Below are 19,885 nucleotides of genomic sequence, written 5' to 3' on the forward strand. Positions count from 1 at the left end.
CTGGGTTGATAGGCTGGAGATGGAAGCCTCGTGAGGGGTGGAGTCGACCGGTACTAATAGGCCGAGGGCTTACAACAAAGAAGCTACGCATCCACTGTACGGTGTCTGAGACACCAACCACTCCATACCTGGGGTCGACCAGTATATGTCTGGGCGCCTGGTGTGGGTCGAGGTTGTGATTGTTTCATAGTGTTTCGGCGGTCATAGCGGTGGGGAAACGCCCGGTCCCATTCCGAACCCGGAAGCTAAGCCCACCTGCGCCGATGGTACTGCACTCGTGAGGGTGTGGGAGAGTAGGACGCCGCCGGACAATCATTCGGGAAGCCCCCAGCACATCGTGCTGGGGGCTTTTCCGTTTTCCGGGGTTTGTGGGTGGGCTGGGTTGGCGGGTTGTCCACAAATGGCCCTGTCCGCTACCGACGCTACGGGCACCGTCCCCCCACACAAAACAAGTCCGCCCCATCGGGTCGGGGTCCTCGCCAGTCGTCGGTGGTGGGTGGGGCTGGGCGTGGGGGCTTGGTGGGTCGCGGGCGGCAAGGCGGTCGGGCTTGGTGGAGTGCGGGGCTGCAAGGCGGTTGGGGTTGGTGGGGCGGGGAGCAACGTCGGTGGGGGAGTGGGGGTGGGGCACTCGTTCGGTGAAATGTGTCGCGGTGAGGGGGTGGGGGCGGTGACCATGGGGGGATGAGCGTGGTCAGGTATGGCGGGGTTGGGGAGTTCTGGGGTGTGGTGGAGCGGTGGTATGGCGCCGATCCGGTGCGGCACACCGTGGCTATGACGGTGTTGAGCAGGCTTCGGGCGGTTGGGGTGGCGCCGGAGGGGATTCTGTTGGTGGGGGTGCACCGGGGTGGGGCGCTGGTGGGGGCGGTGTTTCAGTTAGGGGCTTGGCCGATGGCGTTGTCCGGGTTGCCGGTTGATACGCATGATGAAGTGGTTGAGCACCTGGTCGCGCGGGGCGAGAGTGTTGGCAGGGTTCACGGGCCGCTGGAAGTCGTGGAGTCTTTTGTTGAGCGGTGGTCTAGGGCCGCTGGGACGACTGTGTCGAGATCGCGGTTCGAGCGGCTTTATCGGCTCGGGGGGTTGGTCGCGCCTGTGGTGTCGGGGCGCGCTCGGTTCGGGACGGCTGAGGACATCCCGCTCCTGGGGCGGTGGTGCGACGAGTTCAGCGATGAGGCCTTGGGCGTGGACGAGCGGATGCCCGACGGGGCCGAGTTCGCGCGGGATGCGATTGACGGTGGGCGGGGTGCGCCGATCTGGGTCGACGGGATGCCCGTGGCGATGGCCATGGTGACCCCGCCGGTGGCGGGTATGTCTCGGATCGGGCCCGTCTACACCTCCAAGGACCACCGCGGGAACGGCTACGGCAGCGCGGTCACCGCGGCGGCCGCGGTCTGGGCGGCCGAGCAGGGCGCGCGGGACGTGCTGCTGTTCGCCGACCAGGGCAACCCGGTGGCGAACTCGATCTACCAGCGGATCGGGTTCCGGCCGGTGCTCGATGCCGTGGAGGCGGTGTTCGCCGGACCGAATACGCTCGGTGTGTGACGTCAGTACGCGTTCTCCTCGTGCAGCTCGATGACACCGACCCGCCGGGCAGGCTCGCCGAGTGGCTGGCCGACGCGGGTGCCGAGATCGAGCTCGTCCAGCCCTACCGGGAACCGCTGCCCGAAGGCGATTACACCGCCGTCGTGTGCCTGGGTGGGCCGATGGGTGCGAACGACGTCATCGACCACCCCTGGCTGGTCGACGTGCGCAAGCTGCTCGCGACCTGCGTGACGAAGCGGACCCCGGTGCTCGCGGTGTGCCTCGGCGCGCAGCTGCTGGCTGTCGCGACCGGGGGTGTCGTCGAGGTCGGGGCGAACGGGCCGGAGGTCGGCGGGGGGCTCGTCGCCAAGCGCGACCTGGGTGCCGCGGACCCGCTGTTCGCCGACCTGCCGATGATGCCGGACGTGGTCCAGTTCCACCACGACACCGTCACCCGGCTCCCGGTCGACGCGGCCCTGCTCGCCGCCGCGACCCGCTACCCGAACCAGGCGTTCCGGGTCGGGCCGGTCGCTTACGGCATCCAGTTCCACATCGAGACCACCCCCGAGATGGTCCTCGCCTGGGCGCGGGCCAACCCGGAGAGCGCCGCGTGGGCCAAGCCGGGGGAGTTCGAACCCGAGCGGCTCGCCGAGCTGCACGCCGACGTCGAGGAGGTCTGGCAGCCGTTCGTCGAGCGGTTCGTGCGTCTCGCGAAGGGCGAGCTGGCGCCGGTCTCCGCGACCCGACCGACGCTGCCGCTGATCTGACGCCATGGCCGACTCCGCGCGCTCCATCTCCTCCGCCGCCCGCTTCGGCCTGACCGACCCGCGCGCCGAGCAGGACCTGCGGGCCGCCGGGCTCTGGGGCGACGCCGGTCCCCAGCGCGAGGTCATCCTCAGCGCGCTGTCCCGCAGTCCCGACCCGGACCTGGCGTTGCGCGGTCTCGACCGGGTCCGCGAGGCGGACGAGGGCAACTGGCTGGAACTGCGCGCGGAATTGGAGTCCGACCGCAGGTTGCGCGCGCGGCTCATCGCCGTGCTGGGTTCTTCCACCGCGTTCGCCGACTACCTCGCGGCCCACCCGGATCAATGGCGCAGGCTCGATGGTGGCGGTACCGCGGTAGAGGACTACACCTCGGCCCTCTATGCCGCTGTGGAAGCAACCGGAGATACGCCTACCGCCGCGGTACGGGGCCACGACGCCGTGCGCGTGCTCAAGTCCGCTTACCGTGGTCTCCTCATGGAGGTCGCCGCTGACGACCTGGGCTACCTCGTTGACTCGACGCTGCCGCATCCCGACTACGACCACGTCGCCCGGCAGCTCAGTGAACTGGCCGAGGCCGCGCTCCGGGCCGCCCTCGCCGTCGCCTGGGCCGAGACCGGCGGGCAGGGCACCGCCCGGCTCGCGGTCATCGCCATGGGCAAGTGCGGTGGCGGCGAGCTGAACTACGTCAGCGACGTCGACGTCGTGTTCGTCGGCGAGGACGACACCGCCGTGGCGACCAGGGTGGCCAGCGCCATGATGCGGGTCGCCACCGAGGCCTGCTTCGAGGTCGACGCCGGGCTGCGCCCCGAGGGCCGCAACGGCGCGCTGGTGCGCACCCTCGACGGCCACAGCGCCTACTACAAGCGCTGGGCCAAGACCTGGGAGTTCCAGGCGCTGCTCAAGGCCAGGCCGGTCGCCGGGGACGCCGAGCTCGGGCAGGCCTACCTCGACGTGGTCACCCCCATGGTGTGGACGGCGGCGGACCGGGAGAACTTCGTCCCCGAGGTGCAGGCGATGCGCAGGCGGGTCGAGGACCACGTGCCAGCCGAACTCGTGCACCGCGAGCTCAAGCTCGGCCGCGGCGGCCTGCGCGACGTCGAGTTCGCCGTGCAGCTGCTGCAACTGGTGCACGGCCGCACCGACGAGCTGCTCCGCCTCGGGTCCACAGTGGACGCGCTGGCCGCGCTCGGCGCGGGTGGGTTCGTCGGCCGCACCGACGCCGCGGAACTGGCCGACTCGTACCGCTTCCTGCGCACCCTCGAACACCGCCTGCAGTTGCAACGGCTGCGCCGCACCCACCTGTTCCCCGCCGACAGCGAGACCGACGAGCTGCGCTGGCTCGCCCGCGCCAGCGGCATCGGACCCGAGCGCGGCCGCAACGCCGCCCAGGTGCTGCTCGCCGACTTCCGCAGGCACACCAACCGCATCCGGCGGCTGCACGAGAAGCTGTTCTACCGACCGCTGCTCGACGCCGTCGCCCGCGTCCCGACCGAGCAGTTGCGGCTGACCACCAACGAGGCCCACGCCCGGCTCGCCGCGCTCGGCTACAGCTCACCGCAGGGCGCGCTGCAGCACATCAAGGCGCTCACCGAGGGCGTCTCGCGGCGCGCGGCGATCCAGACCGCGATCCTGCCCGTGCTGCTCGACCTCCTCGGCTCCACGCCGGACCCCGACGGCGGGCTCTTGGCCTACCGCAAGGTGTCCGAGGCTCTGTCGTCCACGCCGTGGTACCTGCGCGTGCTGCGCGACGAGGGTGCTGTCGCCGAACGGTTGGCGACGCTGCTCGGGACGTCCAAGCTCGTGCCGGACCTGGTGGTGCGCGCCCCGGAGGTGCTGCGGCTGCTCGCGGAGCCCAAGGAGTTGGCGCTGCGCTCGTCCACGGAGGTCGCGGAGGCGTTGCGGGCCGCTGTGAAGCGGCACGGGTACCTCGGCAATGCCGTCGCCGCCGCGCGATCGCTGCGCAGGCACGAACTCCTGCGGATCGCGTGCGCCGACCTCCTCGGGTTCACCGACGTGCTGTCGGTGTGCTCGGCGTTGTCGAGCGTGTGGAGCGCGGTGTTGCAGGCCTCGCTCGACGCCGTCGACCGGGCCGAGGCGGCCGCGGCGGGCGGGCACCTGGCGACCATCTCGGTCATCGCCATGGGCAGGCTCGGCGGCAGCGAACTCGGCTACGGCTCCGACGCCGACGTCATGTTCGTGTGCGAGCCCGCGCCGGGGGTCGAGGACAGCGACGCCCTGAAGTACGCCGGCCGCGTCGCGCAGACCGTGCGCAAGCTGCTCGGGTCGCCGACGCAGGACCCGCCGCTGCAAGTGGACGTCGACCTGCGCCCCGAGGGCCGGCAGGGACCGATCGTGCGCACGCTGGAGTCCTACCGCGCGTACTACGCCCAATGGGGTGAGATCTGGGAGGCGCAAGCACTTCTGCGGGCGCACCCGGTCGCCGGTGACCCGGATCTGGGCGCCCGGTTCATCCAGGTGATCGACCCCATCCGGTACCCCGCAGGCGGCCTGGATCCCGCGCAGGTCAGGGAGATCCGCCGGATCAAGGCCAGGGTGGACACCGAACGCCTCCCGCGCGGCGCGGACCCCGCCACCCACACCAAACTCGGCCGCGGCGGCCTCGCCGACGTCGAGTGGACCGTGCAACTGCTGCAACTGCGCCACGCCCACACCGACCCCGCGCTGCGCACCACGTCCACAATGGACGGCCTGACCGCCGCGACCGCGTCCGGCCTGCTCACCCCCGACGACGCCGGTGCGCTGCGCGAGGCCTGGCTGCTGGCCACCCAGGTCCGCAACGCCGCCACCCTGGTGCGCGGCAAGCAAACCGACCAGCTCCCCACCCACGGCCGTGAACTGGCTGCTGTGGCCGCCGCCATGGGCACACCCCTCACCGAGGACCCCGGCAAGTTCCTGGACGACTACCGCCGCACCACCCGCCACGCCCGCGCCGTCGTGGAGCACGTCTTCTACGACTGATCCCGTGTTGTGCGGCTTCGGCCAAGGTCGCGTCCCGCGGTTCGTGCGCCTCTACAGGGCCGCGTTCCACGGTCCGTCCAGCCCGCGTCCTCGAGCTGATCCCGGCCCGGCGCACCCGCGACCGCTCCGGCCGCCCTGGTGACTCGGCGGGTAGTGACCGCTCGGCCACCAGCCCGCCCAGTCGGACCGCCGTCGCGCCCGCCGCCGACCAAGATCAACTCTGCTCCCGGGGCCCACCCTCCCAGGGGCCGGGGGCCCATCTCTGAAACTATCGAATCGGGCGCGTTGTCAATAGGGGCGCGGGCGGCCTGTGGATGGTTCGCTGCCTTGTGGACAAGGGGTTCGGCGGCCCGCGACCAGGGCCGGTGGTGTTGAGGTGGTGGTCACGGGCGGCTGCGATCCGCAGGGACCGCGCCTAGGCTCCGCGCATGACCTGGAGTACGCGGATCGTCGTGCGCAGCTACGAGTTGGACGCGCTCGGACACCTCAACCACGCCGTCTACCACCAGTACGCCGAGGTCGCCCGGGTCGAGGGATTCGCCGCCGCCGGGTGCGCGTGGGACGGGTTGATCAAGGCGGGCACCGCGCCTGTGCTCCTGCAGTCCACCATCAACTTCCGGCGGGAACTGCGCGCGGGTGACGCCGTCGACGTGGACCTGGTGGTCAAGTTCGGCGCGGGCAAGACCTTCGCGGCCGATTCGACCATCACCAAGCTCGACGGCACGGTCTCGGCGGAGATCACCTGTGTGCTCGGCCTGATGGACCTCGGCGCGCGCAAGCTGGTCGCCGACCCCCAGGCCGTGCTCGCTCAGCGCGGCCTGGACGTCGGCGTCCTCGACTAGGCCAGCACCTCGTCGACCCCGTGGTCGACCAGCTGCGCTTCCGCCGACTCGGCCACCGCGCGGCGCAGCAGCTCACCGGCGAGGGCGGGGGACTGCAGGTCGAGCGGGCCGTACACCGGCACGTCCAGCCCGGCCTGGGCCTCGCGCACGGCCAGCGGCGACGCGGTGAGGAGACCGCTGACCGCCAGCACCGGGTGGTTGCCCGCGCGCAGCCGCTGCACCCCGTAGAGGGCGCCGGACGAGTCGGCCGCGGCGAACAGCACGCCGCTGGTGATCTTGCGGATCTCTGGGCGGTCGAGCAGTTGCGCGGTCTCCGGCTGCAGCAGGCCGTCGGCGATCTCCAGCACGATCGCGTCCACGCCGCGGGCCATCAGGTGGCCGTGCAGAAGCAGGGAACTGGTCACCAACCGTTCCAACGGGATCCGGAAGGTGGTGGCCATGCCCGCGTCGGTGAAGTCCAACGCGGCGACCGCGCCGGAGTCGCGGAACAGCCACGGGTCGCCGCCCGCCGCGGTGCCGGTCAGCTTCGCCGCGCCGACCCGCAGGCCGGACCGGGACAGACCGTGCACAAGAGACGCGCAGGTGGTGGTCTTGCCCGAGTTCATCGACGTGCCGACCACGACGAACGTCGGCGGTTTGCGCAGCGCGGCCAGCGGGGCGCCCAGCGCCAGGTCGGACACGTTGATGACGTGCCCGGCGTGGTCGCCGACCAGCCCGAGCGGGCGCACCGTGGTCGGCGCGCTCACCGCGGCGTTGCGGCTGCGGACCTTGCCCAGCACGCCACCGGCCGCGACCAGGTCGCAGGCGCCGAGGTCGTCGGGCAGTTCCGCCTCGAAGTGGTCGGGGGCGTAGCGCGCGCCGTAGGCGACCAGGATCTCGTCGCCGACGTACAGCTTCGCCTTGCGGCCGTCGGTCAGCTCCAGCACCTGGTGGTACCCGACCTTGGTGACCTCGGCGAGCACCAGGTCCCCGTGCCGGGGCTGGTGATCGCTGTGGTGGACGAGGCTCAGGCTGGCGCAGCGATCGAGGTTGCGCACGGAGTAAGCCGTTTTGAGGCGTTCGACGCGCGCGGCATCAAGGGGTGCGAACATGGCTGGGTCCTCGTCGATAGCGGGGAAGCGTCCGAACGAGACGTGACCGGACGTGTGCGCGGGAGCGTAAAGCCTCCCGAGTCGACAAGGGAATCCCGTACCAGGTCTCGATTCGGGAAACAGTTCTGTAACCCAGCTAACAGCGCTGGTGGAACCGGATGCTCTACCTGATCGGGTGGATTTCAGGCGGGGCCAGGCCATGCCGGGCGGACCCGCAAGGCCACTCGACCGGCCTGCACACCCGCCACTCCGGCCACGACCGCCCTCGGGTCGACCGCGGCGCGCAACGCCGACGCGGTATCCGCGCCCGCGCCGTTTGGCTCATCCGCGCCGAGCAGGGCTTCTTCGTCGAACACGGTGACGGTGACCTCGGTGGTGACGACGAACTGGCGTCCGGTGCTGGTCATGCCTCAAGCCTGCCCAGCCCGGCGGCCCGGCACATCGGGACCGGACCCGGGTTCGATCTCAGGGTCTTCCCCTCCGGGACGCCCACCGGTGCCCCGGGAACGCCGAACGGCCGAGGGGCTGCTCGCCCCTCGGCCGTCGGTCCTCGCCCCGGTTACCGGGTCACACGTCGTAGTAGAGCCCGAACTCGTAGGGGTGCGGGCGCAGGCGCAGCGGGTCGATCTCGTGCTCGCGCTTGAACGCCACCCAGGTCTCGATCACGTCGGGGGTGAACACGCCGCCCTCGAGCAGGTAGTCGTGGTCGGCCTCCAGCGCGGTGAGCACCTCGCCGAGCGACGCCGGGACCTGCGCGACCTCGCGGGCCTCCTCCGGGGGCAGCTCGTAGAGGTCCTTGTCGATCGGGGCGGGCGGCTCGATCTTGTTCTTCACGCCGTCGAGACCGGCCATCACGATCGCGGCGAAGGCCAGGTACGGGTTGCCGGAGGAGTCCGGGCAGCGGAACTCGACGCGCTTGGCCTTGGCGTTGTTGCCGGTGATCGGGATGCGCACGCAGGCCGAGCGGTTGCGCTGCGAGTAGACCAGGCTCACCGGGGCCTCGTAGCCGGGCACCAGGCGGTGGTAGGAGTTCACCGTCGGGTTGGTGAACGCCAGCAGCGACGGGGCGTGCGCGAGCAGGCCGCCGATGTAGTGCCGGGCGGTGTCGGACAGGCCCGCGTAGCCGGACTCGTCGTGGAACAGCGGCATGCCGTCCTTCCACAGCGACGAGTGCACGTGCATGCCGGAGCCGTTGTCACCGAAGAGCGGCTTGGGCATGAACGTGGCCGACTTGTCCGCCGCCCACGCGGTGTTCTTGATGATGTACTTGAACAGCTGCAGGTCGTCGGCGGCGTGCAGCAGCGTGTTGAACCGGTAGTTGATCTCGGTCTGGCCGCCGGTGCCGACCTCGTGGTGCGCCCGCTCCACCTGGAAGCCCGCGCCCTGCATCTTGAGCACCATCTGGTCGCGCAGGTCGGCGAAGTGGTCGACCGGCGGGACCGGGAAGTAGCCGCCCTTGAACCGGGTCTTGTAGCCCTTGTTGTTGCCGTCCTCGAGCGCGCCGGTGTTCCACCAGCCCTCCACCGAGTCGATCTCGTGGAACGAGCCGTTCTCGGTGTAGTCGAAGCGGATCGAGTCGAAGATGTAGAACTCCGCCTCGGGGCCGAAGTACGCGGTGTCGGCGAAACCGGACTCCGCGATGTACTGCTCGGCCTTGCGGGCGATGTTGCGCGGGTCGCGGCTGTAGGCCTCGCGGGTGAACGGGTCGTGCACGAAGAAGTTCAGGATCAGCGTCTTCTCGATCCGGAACGGGTCCAGGCGCGCGGTGTAGGGGTCGGGCAGCAGCAGCATGTCGGACTCGTGGATCGACTGGAACCCGCGCACCGAGGACCCGTCGAAGGCCAAGCCCTCGTTGAAGGCGTCCTCGTCGAACGCGCTCGCGGGCAGGGTGAAGTGCTGCATCACGCCCGGCAGGTCGCAGAACCGGACATCGACGAACTTCACGTCCTCGTCGGCGATGAAGCGCAAGACCTCGTCGGAAGAGTTGAACACGCTGGTTTGCTCCTTCGTCTCCTTCACGGGACCAGACCGGCCCGCCGCGCTCACGGCGTTGCCGTACCCGCTCGGTGATGACGCTATGAGTGCGGTGTTGCCCGACCATCACCCGGATGTTTCGCCGGTGTTAACGCCGCCGCGCGGGCGGTGCCGAGCATGCCAGGGCGCGCCCGGACGGGCACCTTCTACGCTGGTCGGGTGAGCAGATGGACCGGGACGTGGCTGACCGGGCCGGGCGCGGGCGCTGAGCCCGGCGACGGCCCCGTGCGGTATCGGGGAGAGCGGCTGGGCGCGCCGGAGCGCGGAGCGGGGTCGGTGGCGTCCAACGGCATCAGGCTGGGCGCGCTGGTCATCGACCTGGTGCTGTCGTCCCTGGTGACCTCGGTGTTCCTGCGGCCCGACTACGACGACCCGACGCAGATGTGGCGGTTCAACATCTGGGCCGGGCTGGTCTGGCTGCTGATCACCGTCGCCGGGGTCGCGCTGGCCGGGTTCACCCCGGGCAAGGGCCTGCTGGGGCTGCGGGTGGTCCGGATGGACGGCACCGCGCTGGTCGGCCCGTTCCGCGCGCTGCCCAGGACGCTGCTGATCGCCGTGGTCATCCCGGCGGCGATCACCGACAAGGACGGGCGCGGGCTGCACGACAAGCTGCTCGGCACGATCGTGCTGCGCACCCGCTAGGCGCCCGGCTCGACCAGGTGCACGGCGTTGGCGGCGGTGGTGAAGCCGACGGACCGGTAGACCCGGTCCGCGTCGTCGCCACCGGGGGTCAACCAGGTGAGCTCGGCGCCACCCGACTCGGCCGCCACCCGGACGGCGTGCGCGGTGACCAGGGCACCCAGGCCCCGCCGCCGGTACTGGTGCGCGGTCGCGACCCCGACGATCTCGGTGATCCCGTCGGCCACCTGCGTCCACGACGCGACCGCCGCGACCTCGCCGTCGACCCGCGCCAGCACGGACCCACCGTCCACGGGCTCGGACGGCGGACCGGTGGGCAGGTCGCCTTCCACCTCGAAGGCCGCACTCGCCACCCGGGCCCCGGCGATCCGGCCCGCCTCGGTGTCGACGTAGTCGACCGTGACGCCTGCCTCGGTCTCGGGGATGGCGACCCGATCGGCCTCGAGGGTCATCAGCGGCACCCGCGCGGTCACCTGGAGCCCCGCGGCCTGGAGCAGCTCGGCCGCCCCCGGACAGGCCTGGGAGATCAGCTCGAACCGCAAAGTCCCGGGCGCGAAGACACCCCGGAGAATCTCCAGAGCCTGCGCGACCTCGTCAGCATCCGTCACCGCTTCCCCAGGCCGCGACGCGACAGCGTAAGAGAGATAGGCAGGCCCATCTACGGCCAACAACCCGGTGAACGGCCCAGCCGGAACCACTTCCCGGGTCTGCAACAACACCGCGACCCCGTCATCCCCCACCACCCGCCTCGCCCGACTCAACCCAGACAACTGCGCAGCGGCGATACGAGAAGCAACCGGATCAACAAGGTCCACCGCGCGGACGGTAGCCCTACCCGCCTCATTCCGCCTCTGGGTTTACCCCAGCTCTAGAGCCACCGGGAACGGCACGTCGGTCTTGAACTTGCCCGTGACCTCGTCGCCAGCGTGGTACCCGAACTCCTCGCTGAGGTGGGACGGGAGCAGTGACATCGGAGAGTCGAGGTCGACGATCCAGTAGTGCGGGATACCGGCATCGGCGTACTCAGCGAACTTCTCGACTCGATCCGCGCGCTCGGAGCCGGGCGAGACGATCTCGATCACCACCAAGATCTCGCTGGCGCGCAGCAAGCCACCTTCAGCCTGCCTGCGAGCCACCTCGGCCTTGGGCGCGATCACCAGGTCGGGTCGCCTGCTGAACCCGGGGTCACCGGGTTCAGCGAGCCCGAGATCGATGTCGACCTGGAGGAACAGATCGACATCGTCCGGTAGCTGGTCGAACAGTTGGTGGCCGAACCCGAACAACGCCTTCTGGTGTTCGGGGGTGGGACTGGGTGACATCAGCAGGCGGCCCTCGCGCAACTCCGTGTAGCCGATCGCGACCTCGTCGAGATCGGCGTACTCCGCGACGGTCAGCAGGTGTCTGGCCGCGGTGGACCGGGTGCTCGGTCGTCGCATCGCGATCACGTGCTCCTCCTTGAATCCGGTGAGGAGCATGGCAGAGGGTTACGACGAATGGAGTAGTCGGGGTGCCTACCTGCGGCGCATTGTGCGCTGGACGCTGCGCATCTTGGCGCCTGCGGGCATGGGGCCCTTGGGCATGGCGGCGCCGCTGCGGGCGGTGATGGCGGCGAGGCGCTTCTCGACGGTGTCGATCTGGGCGGGGCGCAGGTTGTTGGGGAGCTTCATCAGGTGCTTCTGCAGCTTGCTCAGCTGCACCTGGCCCTCCTCGCGGCCCACGATCACGTCGTAGATCGGGGTGTCGCCGACCAGGCGGGCGATGCGCTTCTTCTCCTGGGCGAGCAGCGTCTTGACCCGGTGCGGGGCGCCCTCGGCGACCAGCACCACGCCGGGGCGGCCGACGACCCGGTGGATGACGTCGAGCTGCGTGGTGCCGTTGACCGCGGTGGCCACCCGCCAGCGGCCGCGCAGGAAGTTCTCCAGCACCCACCCCGCGGCGCCCGGCTGGCCCTCGGCCTTGCCGAACTGGGTGCTCTGCACCCGCCTGCCGAGCAGGATCACCGCCGCGAGCAGGCCCAGCATGATGCCGACCGGCAGCAGGTACCACTCGATGCCCAGCAGCAGGCCGACGCCGAACGCCACCCCGCCGAGCACCACAACCGCGCCGATCATGAGCGGCAGCAGCGCCTTGTCTTCCTTGCGCTGCATGTTGAACGCCTGGAAGATCTGCCCGCGCCGAGCCTTCGACGCGGCCTTGCGCGCCTTCTTGGCTTCCTTGGCGGCCGCCTTGTCCTGCTTGTCAGCCATAACCACCAGGATACGGGGCCGCCTCCCCCGGTTGGTGGGCGCGCTCTGTCAGGATGCTCCCCATGGCTGGCGCGGACACCGACCTGATCGCTGGGCTCGACCCGGACCAGCTCGCCGCGGTGCGCGCCCCGCGTGGCCCGGTGTGCGTGCTGGCGGGGGCGGGGACCGGCAAGACCAGGACGATCGTGAGCCGGATCGCGCACCTCATCGGCTCCGGGCACGTCTCGGCGGGCCAGGTCCTCGCGGTCACGTTCACCGCCCGGGCGGCGGGCGAGATGCGCACCCGGCTGCGCGCGATGGGCGTGCCGGGTGCCCAGGCCCGCACCTTCCACTCCGCCGCGCTGCGCCAGCTGCGCTACTTCTGGCCGCGGGTCGTCGGCGACGCCCAGTGGGACCTGGTCGAGACCAAGTTGAAGCTGGTCGGGCAGGCCGCGCACCGGGCGGGGACGGGCACCGAGCGCGAGGCGCTGCGCGACCTGGCCAGCGAGATCGAGTGGGCCAAGGCGTCGCTGATCGCCCCCGAGGACTACCCGGCCGCCGCCGCGCGCGCCCGCCGCGACACCCCGGCCGCCCCGGAGCTGGTCGCCAAGGTCTACGCCGGGTACGAGGCGCTCAAGAACGCCGCGCGGCAGCTCGACTTCGACGACCTGCTGCTGCACACCGCCGCCGCGCTCGAGGAGCACTCGGAGGTCGCCGAGGAGTTCCGCGACCGGTACCGCAGCTTCGTCGTCGACGAGTACCAGGACGTCACCCCGCTGCAGCAGCGCGTGCTCGACGCCTGGCTCGGCCGCCGCGACGACCTCACCGTGGTGGGTGACGCCAACCAGACCATCTACTCCTTCGCGGGCGCCTCACCCCGGCCGCTGCTCGACTTCACCCGCCGGTTCCCCGAGGCCGCCGTCATCCGTCTCGAGCGCGACTACCGGTCGACGCCGGAGGTCGTGTCGCTGGCGAACCGGGTCATCTCGGCGGCGCGGGACCGGCCTGCCGGGTCGCGGTTGCGGCTGATCGGGCAGCGCCCGGCCGGTCCGGAGCCCCGGTTCGCCGAGTACGACGACGAGCCCGCCGAGGCCACCGCCGTCGCCGCTCGGGTCAAGGAGTTGGTCGAGGCAGGCACTCCGCTCAGTGAGATCGCGGTCCTCTACCGGGTGAACGCTCAGTCGGAGGTGTACGAACAGGCGCTCACCGAGCTGGAGATCCCGTACCTGGTGCGTGGCGGGGAGCGGTTCTTCGCCCGCCAAGAGATCCGCCAGGCGGTCGCGGCACTGCGCACGGCGGCGATCAACGCGCCCGAGGGGGATCTGCCCACCGTCGTGCGCGCGGCTCTAGGACCGGTCGGGCTCACCGAGGAGCCACCGGCGGGTGGGTCGGCTCGCGAGCGGTGGGGGTCGTTGTTAGCTCTAGTCGAGCTGGCCGAAGAGCTGGCGGCAGCGCTACCTGACGCTGACCTGCCGCGGTACGTCGCCGAACTCGACCAGCGCGCCCAAGCCCAACACCCGCCGACGGTCGAAGGCGTCACGCTCGCCTCCCTGCACGCGGCCAAGGGCCTGGAGTGGGACGCGGTGTTCCTCGTCGGCCTCGTCGACGGCACCCTCCCCATCCAGCACGCCGACGGCGACGACGCGGCCATCGAGGAAGAACGCCGCCTGCTCTATGTCGGGGTCACCCGCGCGCGCGAGCACTTGTCGCTGTCGTGGGCTCTAGCCCGGACCGAGGGCGGTAAGCGCTACCGCAGGCGAAGCCGGTTCCTCTACGGCCTGATCCCCGAGAACCACCCCGTCGCGCGCGTGGCCGCGTCGCGGCAGCGGGAGATGCCCAAGCAGGCGATGGCGCGGGGGATGAACCCGGTGCGCTACTGCCGGGTCTGCGGGGACAAGCTGGTCGGCACCATGCCGGTCAAGCTGGGCCGCTGCGAGGACTGCCCGTCCGACCTGGACGAGGGCCTGCTGGAGAAGCTGCGCGAGTGGCGGATGGAGCGCTCGCGGGGGCTGCGGGTCCCGGCGTACGTGATCTTCACCGACGCGACGCTGCTGGCCATCGCCGAGCAGCGCCCCGCTGACCGGGCCGCGCTGGTGGCGATCTCCGGGGTCGGCGCGAGCAAGCTGGACCGGTTCGGCGCCGAGGTGCTGGCCATCGTGGCGGCCTGACCACCGGTCGGGTGATCTGTGACCGGGGTCACGGGAAGTTCTGGAAATTGGGTTGCACGGCCTCTATCAGGGCCAATAATCTGCTGAGGCAGGGCACGGAGTGCCCTGGACAGTCCAGCCGAGCGATCAAGCGTAGCAGGAAGGTGGTGGCCATCGTGGTGATCTTCATGACCAACCAGCAGGGCACCGGCTTCCCGTCGTCCGCTTGCGTCTCCGCTCGTCTGCGCGCCATCGGCGGCTATGTCCCCGCCACGGCGTGGCGCAGTGAGCGCGGCAATGGCACCGGTGTGTTCACCGGGGCCGCACAGGTCGCCGCCACCAAGACGGCTCCGCCCGTCGTCGAGCACGCGCTGCCGGTCATCACCGCCCGGACCGCCGATCTCGTCGTGAAGCAGCACCCGTCCGCAGCCTTGGGCTGGGGGACTTGACGCGCCGTCAAGTAACCCCAGGCCCCGAGGCCGCGGACTCCGACACCGGAGACCGCGGCCTTTTTGTTTGCCCAGGAACAGCACCACATGACACGTCACCAGGTTTCCCAAGACCACCACCAGGTTTCCCAGACTTCACAGGAGTTCACCACCATGAGTACCGCCACCGCCCCCCTGCAGGGGGCGTTCCCCGACTACATGAACCCCACGGGGTCGGGGGTCAGCGAGCTGCTGGACGCGGCTCCCTCGGCCGGGCTTGAGCTGCCCTGCCGCTCCACCACCAATCCCGACCTGTGGTTCGCCGACGCTCCCGCCGAGCTGGAGCGCGCCAAGGTCCTCTGCGGCGACTGCCCGGTCCGGGCCGCCTGCCTCGCCTCCGCGCTCGCCCGGCACGAGCCGTGGGGCGTCTGGGGCGGCGAGATCTTCGAGCGCGGCGTGGTCATCGCCCGCAAGCGGCCCCGTGGTCGCCCGCGCAAGGAAGACATCGCCAGGGACGCGGCCGAGCTGGTCGCGCGCGAGCAGGACGAGGTTGCCGCATGAACGCCCTGGTCAAGGATCCGATGCTCGAGTTCAAGCCAGAGGGTTCCCCGCAAATGCTCATCTATGAAGATCTCGCGCGTTCTCGAAGGCTCGAGGCGGAACAGGACGCGCACGCGCGTCGCCTGGTCCGCCGGTTGAGCACGGCGAAGCGATGGCACCGGATCTCCCGGTGGGCGGCGAGGCGCGCCGATCGCGTCACCGCCCAGCTCTGAGCCAACACCGACCCGAAACCCACCGCTGGTCCGCCCGCGGTGGGTTTCGGCCGTTCGGGTGGAGAAACAAGTTGGCAACGCCGGAGTCACCGAACCCGCGCGGACCGGCGCTACCGTGGCCTTTCCTGCCCACGAGCAGCGTCTGGACGTGGTGATGCACAGCGACGACGCGAGCACCGCCGGTGGTGGGCGCGCGGCCGAGGTCGGGCGCACCGGCGCCCGGTTCGGTCCCCCTGGGCAGTGGCGCACGGCCGCGAACGAGGACGACGACCCGGTCGAGCCCGGTCCGGCAGGCAGACCGGTGGGCGCCCGGTTCGGCACCCACTCCCGCAGGCGGCGCCGGGCCGAGGAAGAGCCGGAGCCGGTTGTCGAACCCGAACCCGCCGCCCCGGAAGACCTGTCGGACATCGAGTGGATGTCCCGCCCCCAGGCCCACGCCCTGGTCCGCCCCTACGCCTGGACCGGCGGCCGCACCGCCGCCCGCGCCGACCTCGCCCTGGAAGCCCTGGTCAGCACGGTCGAGGTCCCCACCAGGGCGTCCTGGGAACACCGGATGATCACCGAACTCTGCCTGAGCCCGCGCTCGGTCGCCGAGGTCGCCGCCCTGGTCTCCGTCCCCCTCGGCGTGGCCCGAGTCCTCATCACCGACCTCGCCGACCGCGGCGTCCTCGCCATCCACCAAGCCGCCGAAGGCACCCCCGACCTCGCCTTCATGAGCCGAGTCCTCTCCGGCCTGCGCAAGCTCTAGGACGCCTGACGCTCTGACTTTCCCGATGCGGTCGCCGCGCCTAGCGTCGGGGTATGGCGCATGCGCATACCCATGACGGGATCGATTGGGCGGCTCGGGTGGGGCACCTGCGGCGGGCTGATGAGGTCGAGGGGGAGGCGCTCGGGGCGGTGGCGAGGCGGTTGTTGGCGCTTTCGCCGGGGCGGCCGACGGTGGTTGACGTCGGGTCGGGGGCTGGGGGGATGGCGGTTGCCCTGGCCAACGCGATGGGGGATGAGGGTGGGCGGATTGTGTTGGTCGACGCGGAGCCCGTGCTGCTGGCGGTGGCGGCGGAGCGGGTGAAGGCGGCCGCGGGGGATCGGGTTGTTGTGGTCACGGTGCTGGCCGACGCGTTGGACCCGGAGTTGCCGTCGCTGGTGCCCGCGGGCGACCTGTTGTGGGCGTCCGGGGTCGTGCACCACATGCCCGACCAGCTCGCCTGCCTGACCGCGCTCACCGGACTCCTGAACCCCGGCGGCCTGTTCGCGCTGCGTGAGGGCGGGCTCAACTCCCGTTGCCTGCCCTGGGACCTCGGTCTCGGCGAACCCGGGTTGCAGGACCGATTGCTCGCCGCCAGGGACGCGTGGTTCGCGGGGATGCGGGCCACCATGGACGGCTCGACGCGGCTCCCGCTCGGCTGGAACCTCGCCCTGGTCAAGGCCGGGCTGGTGGACGTGACCTCGTTCAGCTACCTGGTCGACCTGCCCGCGCCCGCCCCACCCGCGGTCCGCCGCGCGGTGGCCGACTGGCTCGGGGGACTCGCGGCGATCGCGGGGGAGCGGCTTGGCGCGGCCGACCAGACGACGTTGCGGCGGTTGCTCGACCCGGACAGCCCTGATTGGGTGGTGGATCGCAACGACGTGTTCGTCCTCGGCGCGTCGACGGTCTACCTGGGATCGGTGGCGTGATGGCTGAGGTGACCTGCTCGTTGTGCGGTCGGACCAGGGACGGCGAGCCGCCGGTGCGCGCGCTGGCCTGGGTGTCCGAACAGGACGAGCGCGGGCAGACGTGGCTGTGCCCCGAGTGCGCCCGCAAGCACGTGCGCGACATCGAGGGGAAGCTGCCCGCCGACTACTGGTGAGCGCTCAGTCCTCGTCGGCGAAGCCCGGCTGCCACCTGCTGATGATCGCGCGCATGGAGAACTGGGCGTCGAGCTGGCAGAGGATGCCGGTCGCGCCCGCGGTCACCCGCTGGACCAGCAGGTACTGCGGCGGCAGGTTCAGCGACCGGCCGGTCTTGAAGTCCTGCCCGCGCAGGTCGCCGACGCGTTCGGCCTGCCGCTGCATCCACGCCCTGGTGAAGTGGAACGTCTCGACCGAGGCGGGCTCGGCGAACGGCGCCAGGTAGGCCAGCACGTGGTCGGGGTCGAGCCGCATGCCCTCGCGGATGAAGCCCTCGTCGCGCATCAGCTCCATCAGCTCCGTCGAGCGGCCCTGCAGCGACAACCGGGTCATCGCGCCGAGCGGCCGGGGCAGGCCCTCGGGCAGCCTGGCCACCGCGCCGAAGTCGATCACGCACAGCCTGCCGTCGGCGGTGAGCATGAAGTTGCCCGGGTGCGGGTCGGAGTGCAGGAGCCCCGCGCGGGCGGGCGAGGAGAAGTGGAACTCCGAGAGCAGCCTGCCCGCGGTGTCGCGCTCCTCGCGGGTGCCGTCGCGGATGATCGACGCGAGCGGGCGGCCGTCCACCCACTCGGTGATGGTGACCTTCGGCGCGCTGGCCACCACCCTGGGCACCAGCACCTCCGGGTCACCGGCGAACGCCTTGGCGAACGCGCGCTGGTTCTCCGCCTCGGCCCGGTAGTCCAGCTCCTCCACCATCCGGTCGGTGAGCTCCTGCAGCAGCGGCTTGATCTCCATGCCCGGGGCGAACGGCTGGAACAACCGGCTGAACCGCTGCAGCTGGCGCAGGTCCGAGAGCAGCGCCTCGTCCGCGCCGGGGTACTGGACCTTGACCGCCACCACGCGCCCGTCGTGCCAGACCGCGCGGTGCACCTGGCCGATGCTCGCCGCCGCCGCGGGGATGTCCGAGAACTCGGTGAACCGCGTCGCCCAGCCCCGGCCGAGCTGCTGGGCCAGCACCCGGTGCGTGGTCTGCGCGCTCATCGGCGGCGCCGCGGCCTGCAGCTTGGTCAGCGCCTCCCGGTACGGCTCGGCCAGTTCGTCGGGCACCGCCGCCTCGAACACCGACAGCGCCTGGCCGAACTTCATCGCGCCGCCCTTGAGCTGCCCGAGCACGGCGAACAACTGCTCGGCGGTGCGCGCGGACAGCTCGGCGCTGACCGCCTCGGCGCTCTGCCCGGCCAGCCGCTTGCCCCAGCCGCCGACCGCCCGGCCCGCGACCCCGAGCGGGATGCTGGCCAGCCGAGCGGTCCGCGCGGCGGTCTTGCGTGGCATCTCGGTCACCACCCGATTGTCCCCCGTCCCGCGCCGCGATCGCAGGTGTTTAGCGGTCCGGATATCGGAAGCAGGCTCACACCCGCCGTCTTCGCCCAGCTCGGAGCGCGGAACCGGACAGCGGTGCCGAAAGCCCCGGCCCTGGTGGTCAGTGACCCTGCGTGGCCTCCTTGGCGGTACGGCCGCGCCCGCGTGACCGGATCAGGTGGCGGTAGTCGGGCCTGGTCGCGGCGGCACACGGGCAGTCCGGGTGCGGCGGCCACCGCCGGTGGCTGATCGTCGCCGCCACCGGGTCGAGCTCCACAGTGGTGTTCCACGTGCTCGGCGTCGGGTCGGTCGGCTCCCGCAACCACGCCGCGGCGCGCAGCACCTGGGCCACGGCGAGACCTGCGGTGGCGTTGGCGGCGGCCAGGTCGGCGGGCTGGGGACGGCCCGCGAGCTGGGTCGCCAGCACCGGCCAACACGGGTCGCGGTCGGTGCGGTGCTGGTCGGCGCAGTGCAGGCAACTGCTCACGCCGGGCACGACCAGCGGTCCGACGATCCCGATGCCGTCGCGCACCGCGACCGCCAGGTGCGGCTGGCCCGCGTCGGCCAGGGCGAGCGCGGTCGCGGGCTCCGGCACCACGGCGTCGGCCAGCACCACCAGATCGGGTCGGAACCGGGTGAACCGCCGGATCCGGACCGCGTGGTCGGCGCCGCTGACCACCTCGTGCGCGGCGACCACACGCGGCCGGTCGACATCGGCGCCGCTGTACCCGGTGCCCACGTCCTCCGGCCGCACCGACCCGCGCGCGGTCACCTGCAACCGGCCGACCCCGGACGCGGCGAGCAACCGGGCCACGGCGACGGCGAGCCTGCCGTCACCGTCGACCCGCACGCGTAGTCCCGCGCGAACGCCGGGCGGCGGCAACCCGGGGTGCAGCGCCGAGGTCAGCGCCTCGGCGGCCAACCGGGGCGGCACCTGCCAGCCGGGAGCCGCCGCGTCGTCGACGAGGCCGTGGTCGACCAAGTCGCTGACCAGCGCCCTCAGCATCCGCCGGTGGGGTGGGTCCACGCCCGCGACCAGCTCGTCGGTCGTGCGGCCACCGGTGAGCCCGATGGTCGCCGCGGCCACCGGTTCGGGCAGGCCGCTGAGCACCAGCGCGCACCGGGGGTCGAGGCCGATCTGGAGCTCGCCCTCGCGGCGGCGCAACACGGCGAGACCGGCGAGCAACCGGGGCCGTCGGGGCAGGGTTCGTCCACGCATGGCACCAGGGTGCCCGGTTGGGCCGAACGGCGGATCGAG

The 19,885-nt window shown here is 71.4% G+C and carries 20 protein-coding genes and 1 rRNA gene; 13 read left to right on the forward strand and 8 right to left on the reverse strand.

Annotation, left to right across the window (positions count from 1 at the left end; translation table 11 throughout):
- Positions 1 to 193 precede the first annotated feature (193 nt).
- From rrf to LV79_RS23645, 5 genes are all read left to right on the forward strand, one after another.
- Positions 194 to 310: ribosomal RNA gene (gene rrf, locus LV79_RS23625) — 5S ribosomal RNA — on the forward strand.
- A gap of 782 nt (positions 311 to 1,092) precedes the next feature.
- Positions 1,093 to 1,539 carry a GNAT family N-acetyltransferase gene (locus tag LV79_RS23630; protein ID WP_253840447.1) on the forward strand — a complete coding sequence of 149 codons (447 nt, stop codon included), beginning with the start codon at positions 1,093 to 1,095 and terminating at the stop codon, positions 1,537 to 1,539.
- Entirely contained in the window at positions 1,536 to 2,285 is a 750-nt protein-coding gene (locus LV79_RS23635; RefSeq protein ID WP_253840449.1) for a type 1 glutamine amidotransferase, read from the forward strand. Before LV79_RS23630 ends, LV79_RS23635 begins: the two co-directional genes overlap by 4 nt.
- Positions 2,286 to 2,289: 4 nt before the next feature.
- Positions 2,290 to 5,262, forward strand: a complete 2,973-nt coding sequence (locus tag LV79_RS23640) for a bifunctional [glutamine synthetase] adenylyltransferase/[glutamine synthetase]-adenylyl-L-tyrosine phosphorylase (RefSeq protein ID WP_253840450.1) — start codon at positions 2,290 to 2,292, stop codon at positions 5,260 to 5,262.
- Between the two features lie 428 nt (positions 5,263 to 5,690).
- Positions 5,691 to 6,104, forward strand: a complete 414-nt coding sequence (locus LV79_RS23645) for an acyl-CoA thioesterase (protein ID WP_253840451.1) — start codon at positions 5,691 to 5,693, stop codon at positions 6,102 to 6,104.
- On the opposite strand, the gene LV79_RS23650 is transcribed toward LV79_RS23645, so the two are convergent.
- From LV79_RS23650 to glnA, 3 genes are all read right to left on the reverse strand, one after another.
- On the reverse strand, positions 6,101 to 7,195 hold the full coding sequence (locus tag LV79_RS23650; RefSeq protein WP_121394501.1) for a P-loop NTPase family protein: 1,095 nt from the start codon (positions 7,193 to 7,195) through the stop codon (positions 6,101 to 6,103). The two genes, LV79_RS23645 and LV79_RS23650, sit on opposite strands and share 4 nt — an antisense overlap.
- Positions 7,196 to 7,377: 182 nt before the next feature.
- Positions 7,378 to 7,602 carry a hypothetical protein gene (locus LV79_RS23655; RefSeq protein ID WP_253840452.1) on the reverse strand — a complete coding sequence of 75 codons (225 nt, stop codon included), beginning with the start codon at positions 7,600 to 7,602 and terminating at the stop codon, positions 7,378 to 7,380.
- Between the two features lie 160 nt (positions 7,603 to 7,762).
- Positions 7,763 to 9,187, reverse strand: coding sequence for a type I glutamate--ammonia ligase (gene glnA, locus LV79_RS23660; protein WP_253840453.1), 1,425 nt, complete (start codon positions 9,185 to 9,187; stop codon positions 7,763 to 7,765).
- A gap of 201 nt (positions 9,188 to 9,388) precedes the next feature.
- Between glnA and LV79_RS23665 the strand changes: the two genes are divergently transcribed.
- On the forward strand, positions 9,389 to 9,871 hold the full coding sequence (locus LV79_RS23665; protein ID WP_253840455.1) for an RDD family protein: 483 nt from the start codon (positions 9,389 to 9,391) through the stop codon (positions 9,869 to 9,871).
- Here LV79_RS23665 and LV79_RS34625 read toward each other — a convergent pair.
- From LV79_RS34625 to LV79_RS23680, 3 genes are all read right to left on the reverse strand, one after another.
- Positions 9,868 to 10,608: a GNAT family N-acetyltransferase gene (locus LV79_RS34625; RefSeq protein WP_253840457.1), complete on the reverse strand. Its 741-nt coding sequence runs from the start codon at positions 10,606 to 10,608 to the stop codon at positions 9,868 to 9,870. The genes LV79_RS23665 and LV79_RS34625 overlap by 4 nt on opposite strands.
- 117 nt (positions 10,609 to 10,725) lie before the next feature.
- Entirely contained in the window at positions 10,726 to 11,343 is a 618-nt protein-coding gene (locus tag LV79_RS23675) for a Uma2 family endonuclease (protein WP_253840458.1), read from the reverse strand.
- A 36-nt stretch (positions 11,344 to 11,379) separates the two neighbouring features.
- Positions 11,380 to 12,114 (reverse strand): DUF4191 domain-containing protein, encoded by a 735-nt coding sequence (locus LV79_RS23680; RefSeq protein WP_253840459.1) that lies wholly within the window; start codon positions 12,112 to 12,114, stop codon positions 11,380 to 11,382.
- A gap of 62 nt (positions 12,115 to 12,176) precedes the next feature.
- On the opposite strand from LV79_RS23680, the gene LV79_RS23685 reads away from it, so the two are divergent.
- From LV79_RS23685 to LV79_RS23715, 7 genes are all read left to right on the forward strand, one after another.
- The gene (locus LV79_RS23685) at positions 12,177 to 14,261 is read left to right on the forward strand and encodes an ATP-dependent DNA helicase UvrD2 (protein WP_253840460.1); all 2,085 of its coding nucleotides are present in this window, start codon (positions 12,177 to 12,179) and stop codon (positions 14,259 to 14,261) included.
- 146 nt (positions 14,262 to 14,407) lie between these two features.
- Positions 14,408 to 14,689 (forward strand): hypothetical protein, encoded by a 282-nt coding sequence (locus LV79_RS23690; protein WP_253840461.1) that lies wholly within the window; start codon positions 14,408 to 14,410, stop codon positions 14,687 to 14,689.
- Between the two features lie 153 nt (positions 14,690 to 14,842).
- Positions 14,843 to 15,229: a WhiB family transcriptional regulator gene (locus LV79_RS23695; RefSeq protein ID WP_253840462.1), complete on the forward strand. Its 387-nt coding sequence runs from the start codon at positions 14,843 to 14,845 to the stop codon at positions 15,227 to 15,229.
- A complete protein-coding gene (locus tag LV79_RS23700) occupies positions 15,226 to 15,441 on the forward strand; it encodes a hypothetical protein (RefSeq protein ID WP_253840463.1) in 216 nt (71 codons plus the stop codon). Before LV79_RS23695 ends, LV79_RS23700 begins: the two co-directional genes overlap by 4 nt.
- A 154-nt stretch (positions 15,442 to 15,595) precedes the next feature.
- The gene (locus LV79_RS23705; RefSeq protein WP_253841171.1) at positions 15,596 to 16,189 is read left to right on the forward strand and encodes a DUF742 domain-containing protein; all 594 of its coding nucleotides are present in this window, start codon (positions 15,596 to 15,598) and stop codon (positions 16,187 to 16,189) included.
- A gap of 53 nt (positions 16,190 to 16,242) precedes the next feature.
- Positions 16,243 to 17,115 carry a class I SAM-dependent methyltransferase gene (locus LV79_RS23710; protein WP_253840464.1) on the forward strand — a complete coding sequence of 291 codons (873 nt, stop codon included), beginning with the start codon at positions 16,243 to 16,245 and terminating at the stop codon, positions 17,113 to 17,115.
- Positions 17,115 to 17,288: a hypothetical protein gene (locus tag LV79_RS23715; RefSeq protein WP_253840465.1), complete on the forward strand. Its 174-nt coding sequence runs from the start codon at positions 17,115 to 17,117 to the stop codon at positions 17,286 to 17,288. Before LV79_RS23710 ends, LV79_RS23715 begins: the two co-directional genes overlap by 1 nt.
- A gap of 4 nt (positions 17,289 to 17,292) precedes the next feature.
- Here the strand turns inward: LV79_RS23715 and LV79_RS23720 are convergent, their stop codons facing one another.
- Both LV79_RS23720 and LV79_RS23725 read right to left on the reverse strand, forming a co-directional pair.
- Positions 17,293 to 18,600 carry an ABC1 kinase family protein gene (locus LV79_RS23720; RefSeq protein WP_253841172.1) on the reverse strand — a complete coding sequence of 436 codons (1,308 nt, stop codon included), beginning with the start codon at positions 18,598 to 18,600 and terminating at the stop codon, positions 17,293 to 17,295.
- Between the two features lie 148 nt (positions 18,601 to 18,748).
- Positions 18,749 to 19,846 carry a TOMM precursor leader peptide-binding protein gene (locus tag LV79_RS23725; RefSeq protein WP_253840466.1) on the reverse strand — a complete coding sequence of 366 codons (1,098 nt, stop codon included), beginning with the start codon at positions 19,844 to 19,846 and terminating at the stop codon, positions 18,749 to 18,751.
- Between the last annotated feature and the right edge of the window lie 39 nt (positions 19,847 to 19,885).

Source organism: Actinokineospora globicatena (genome assembly GCF_024171945.1).
Taxonomy (GTDB): Bacteria; Actinomycetota; Actinomycetes; order Mycobacteriales; family Pseudonocardiaceae; genus Actinokineospora; species Actinokineospora globicatena.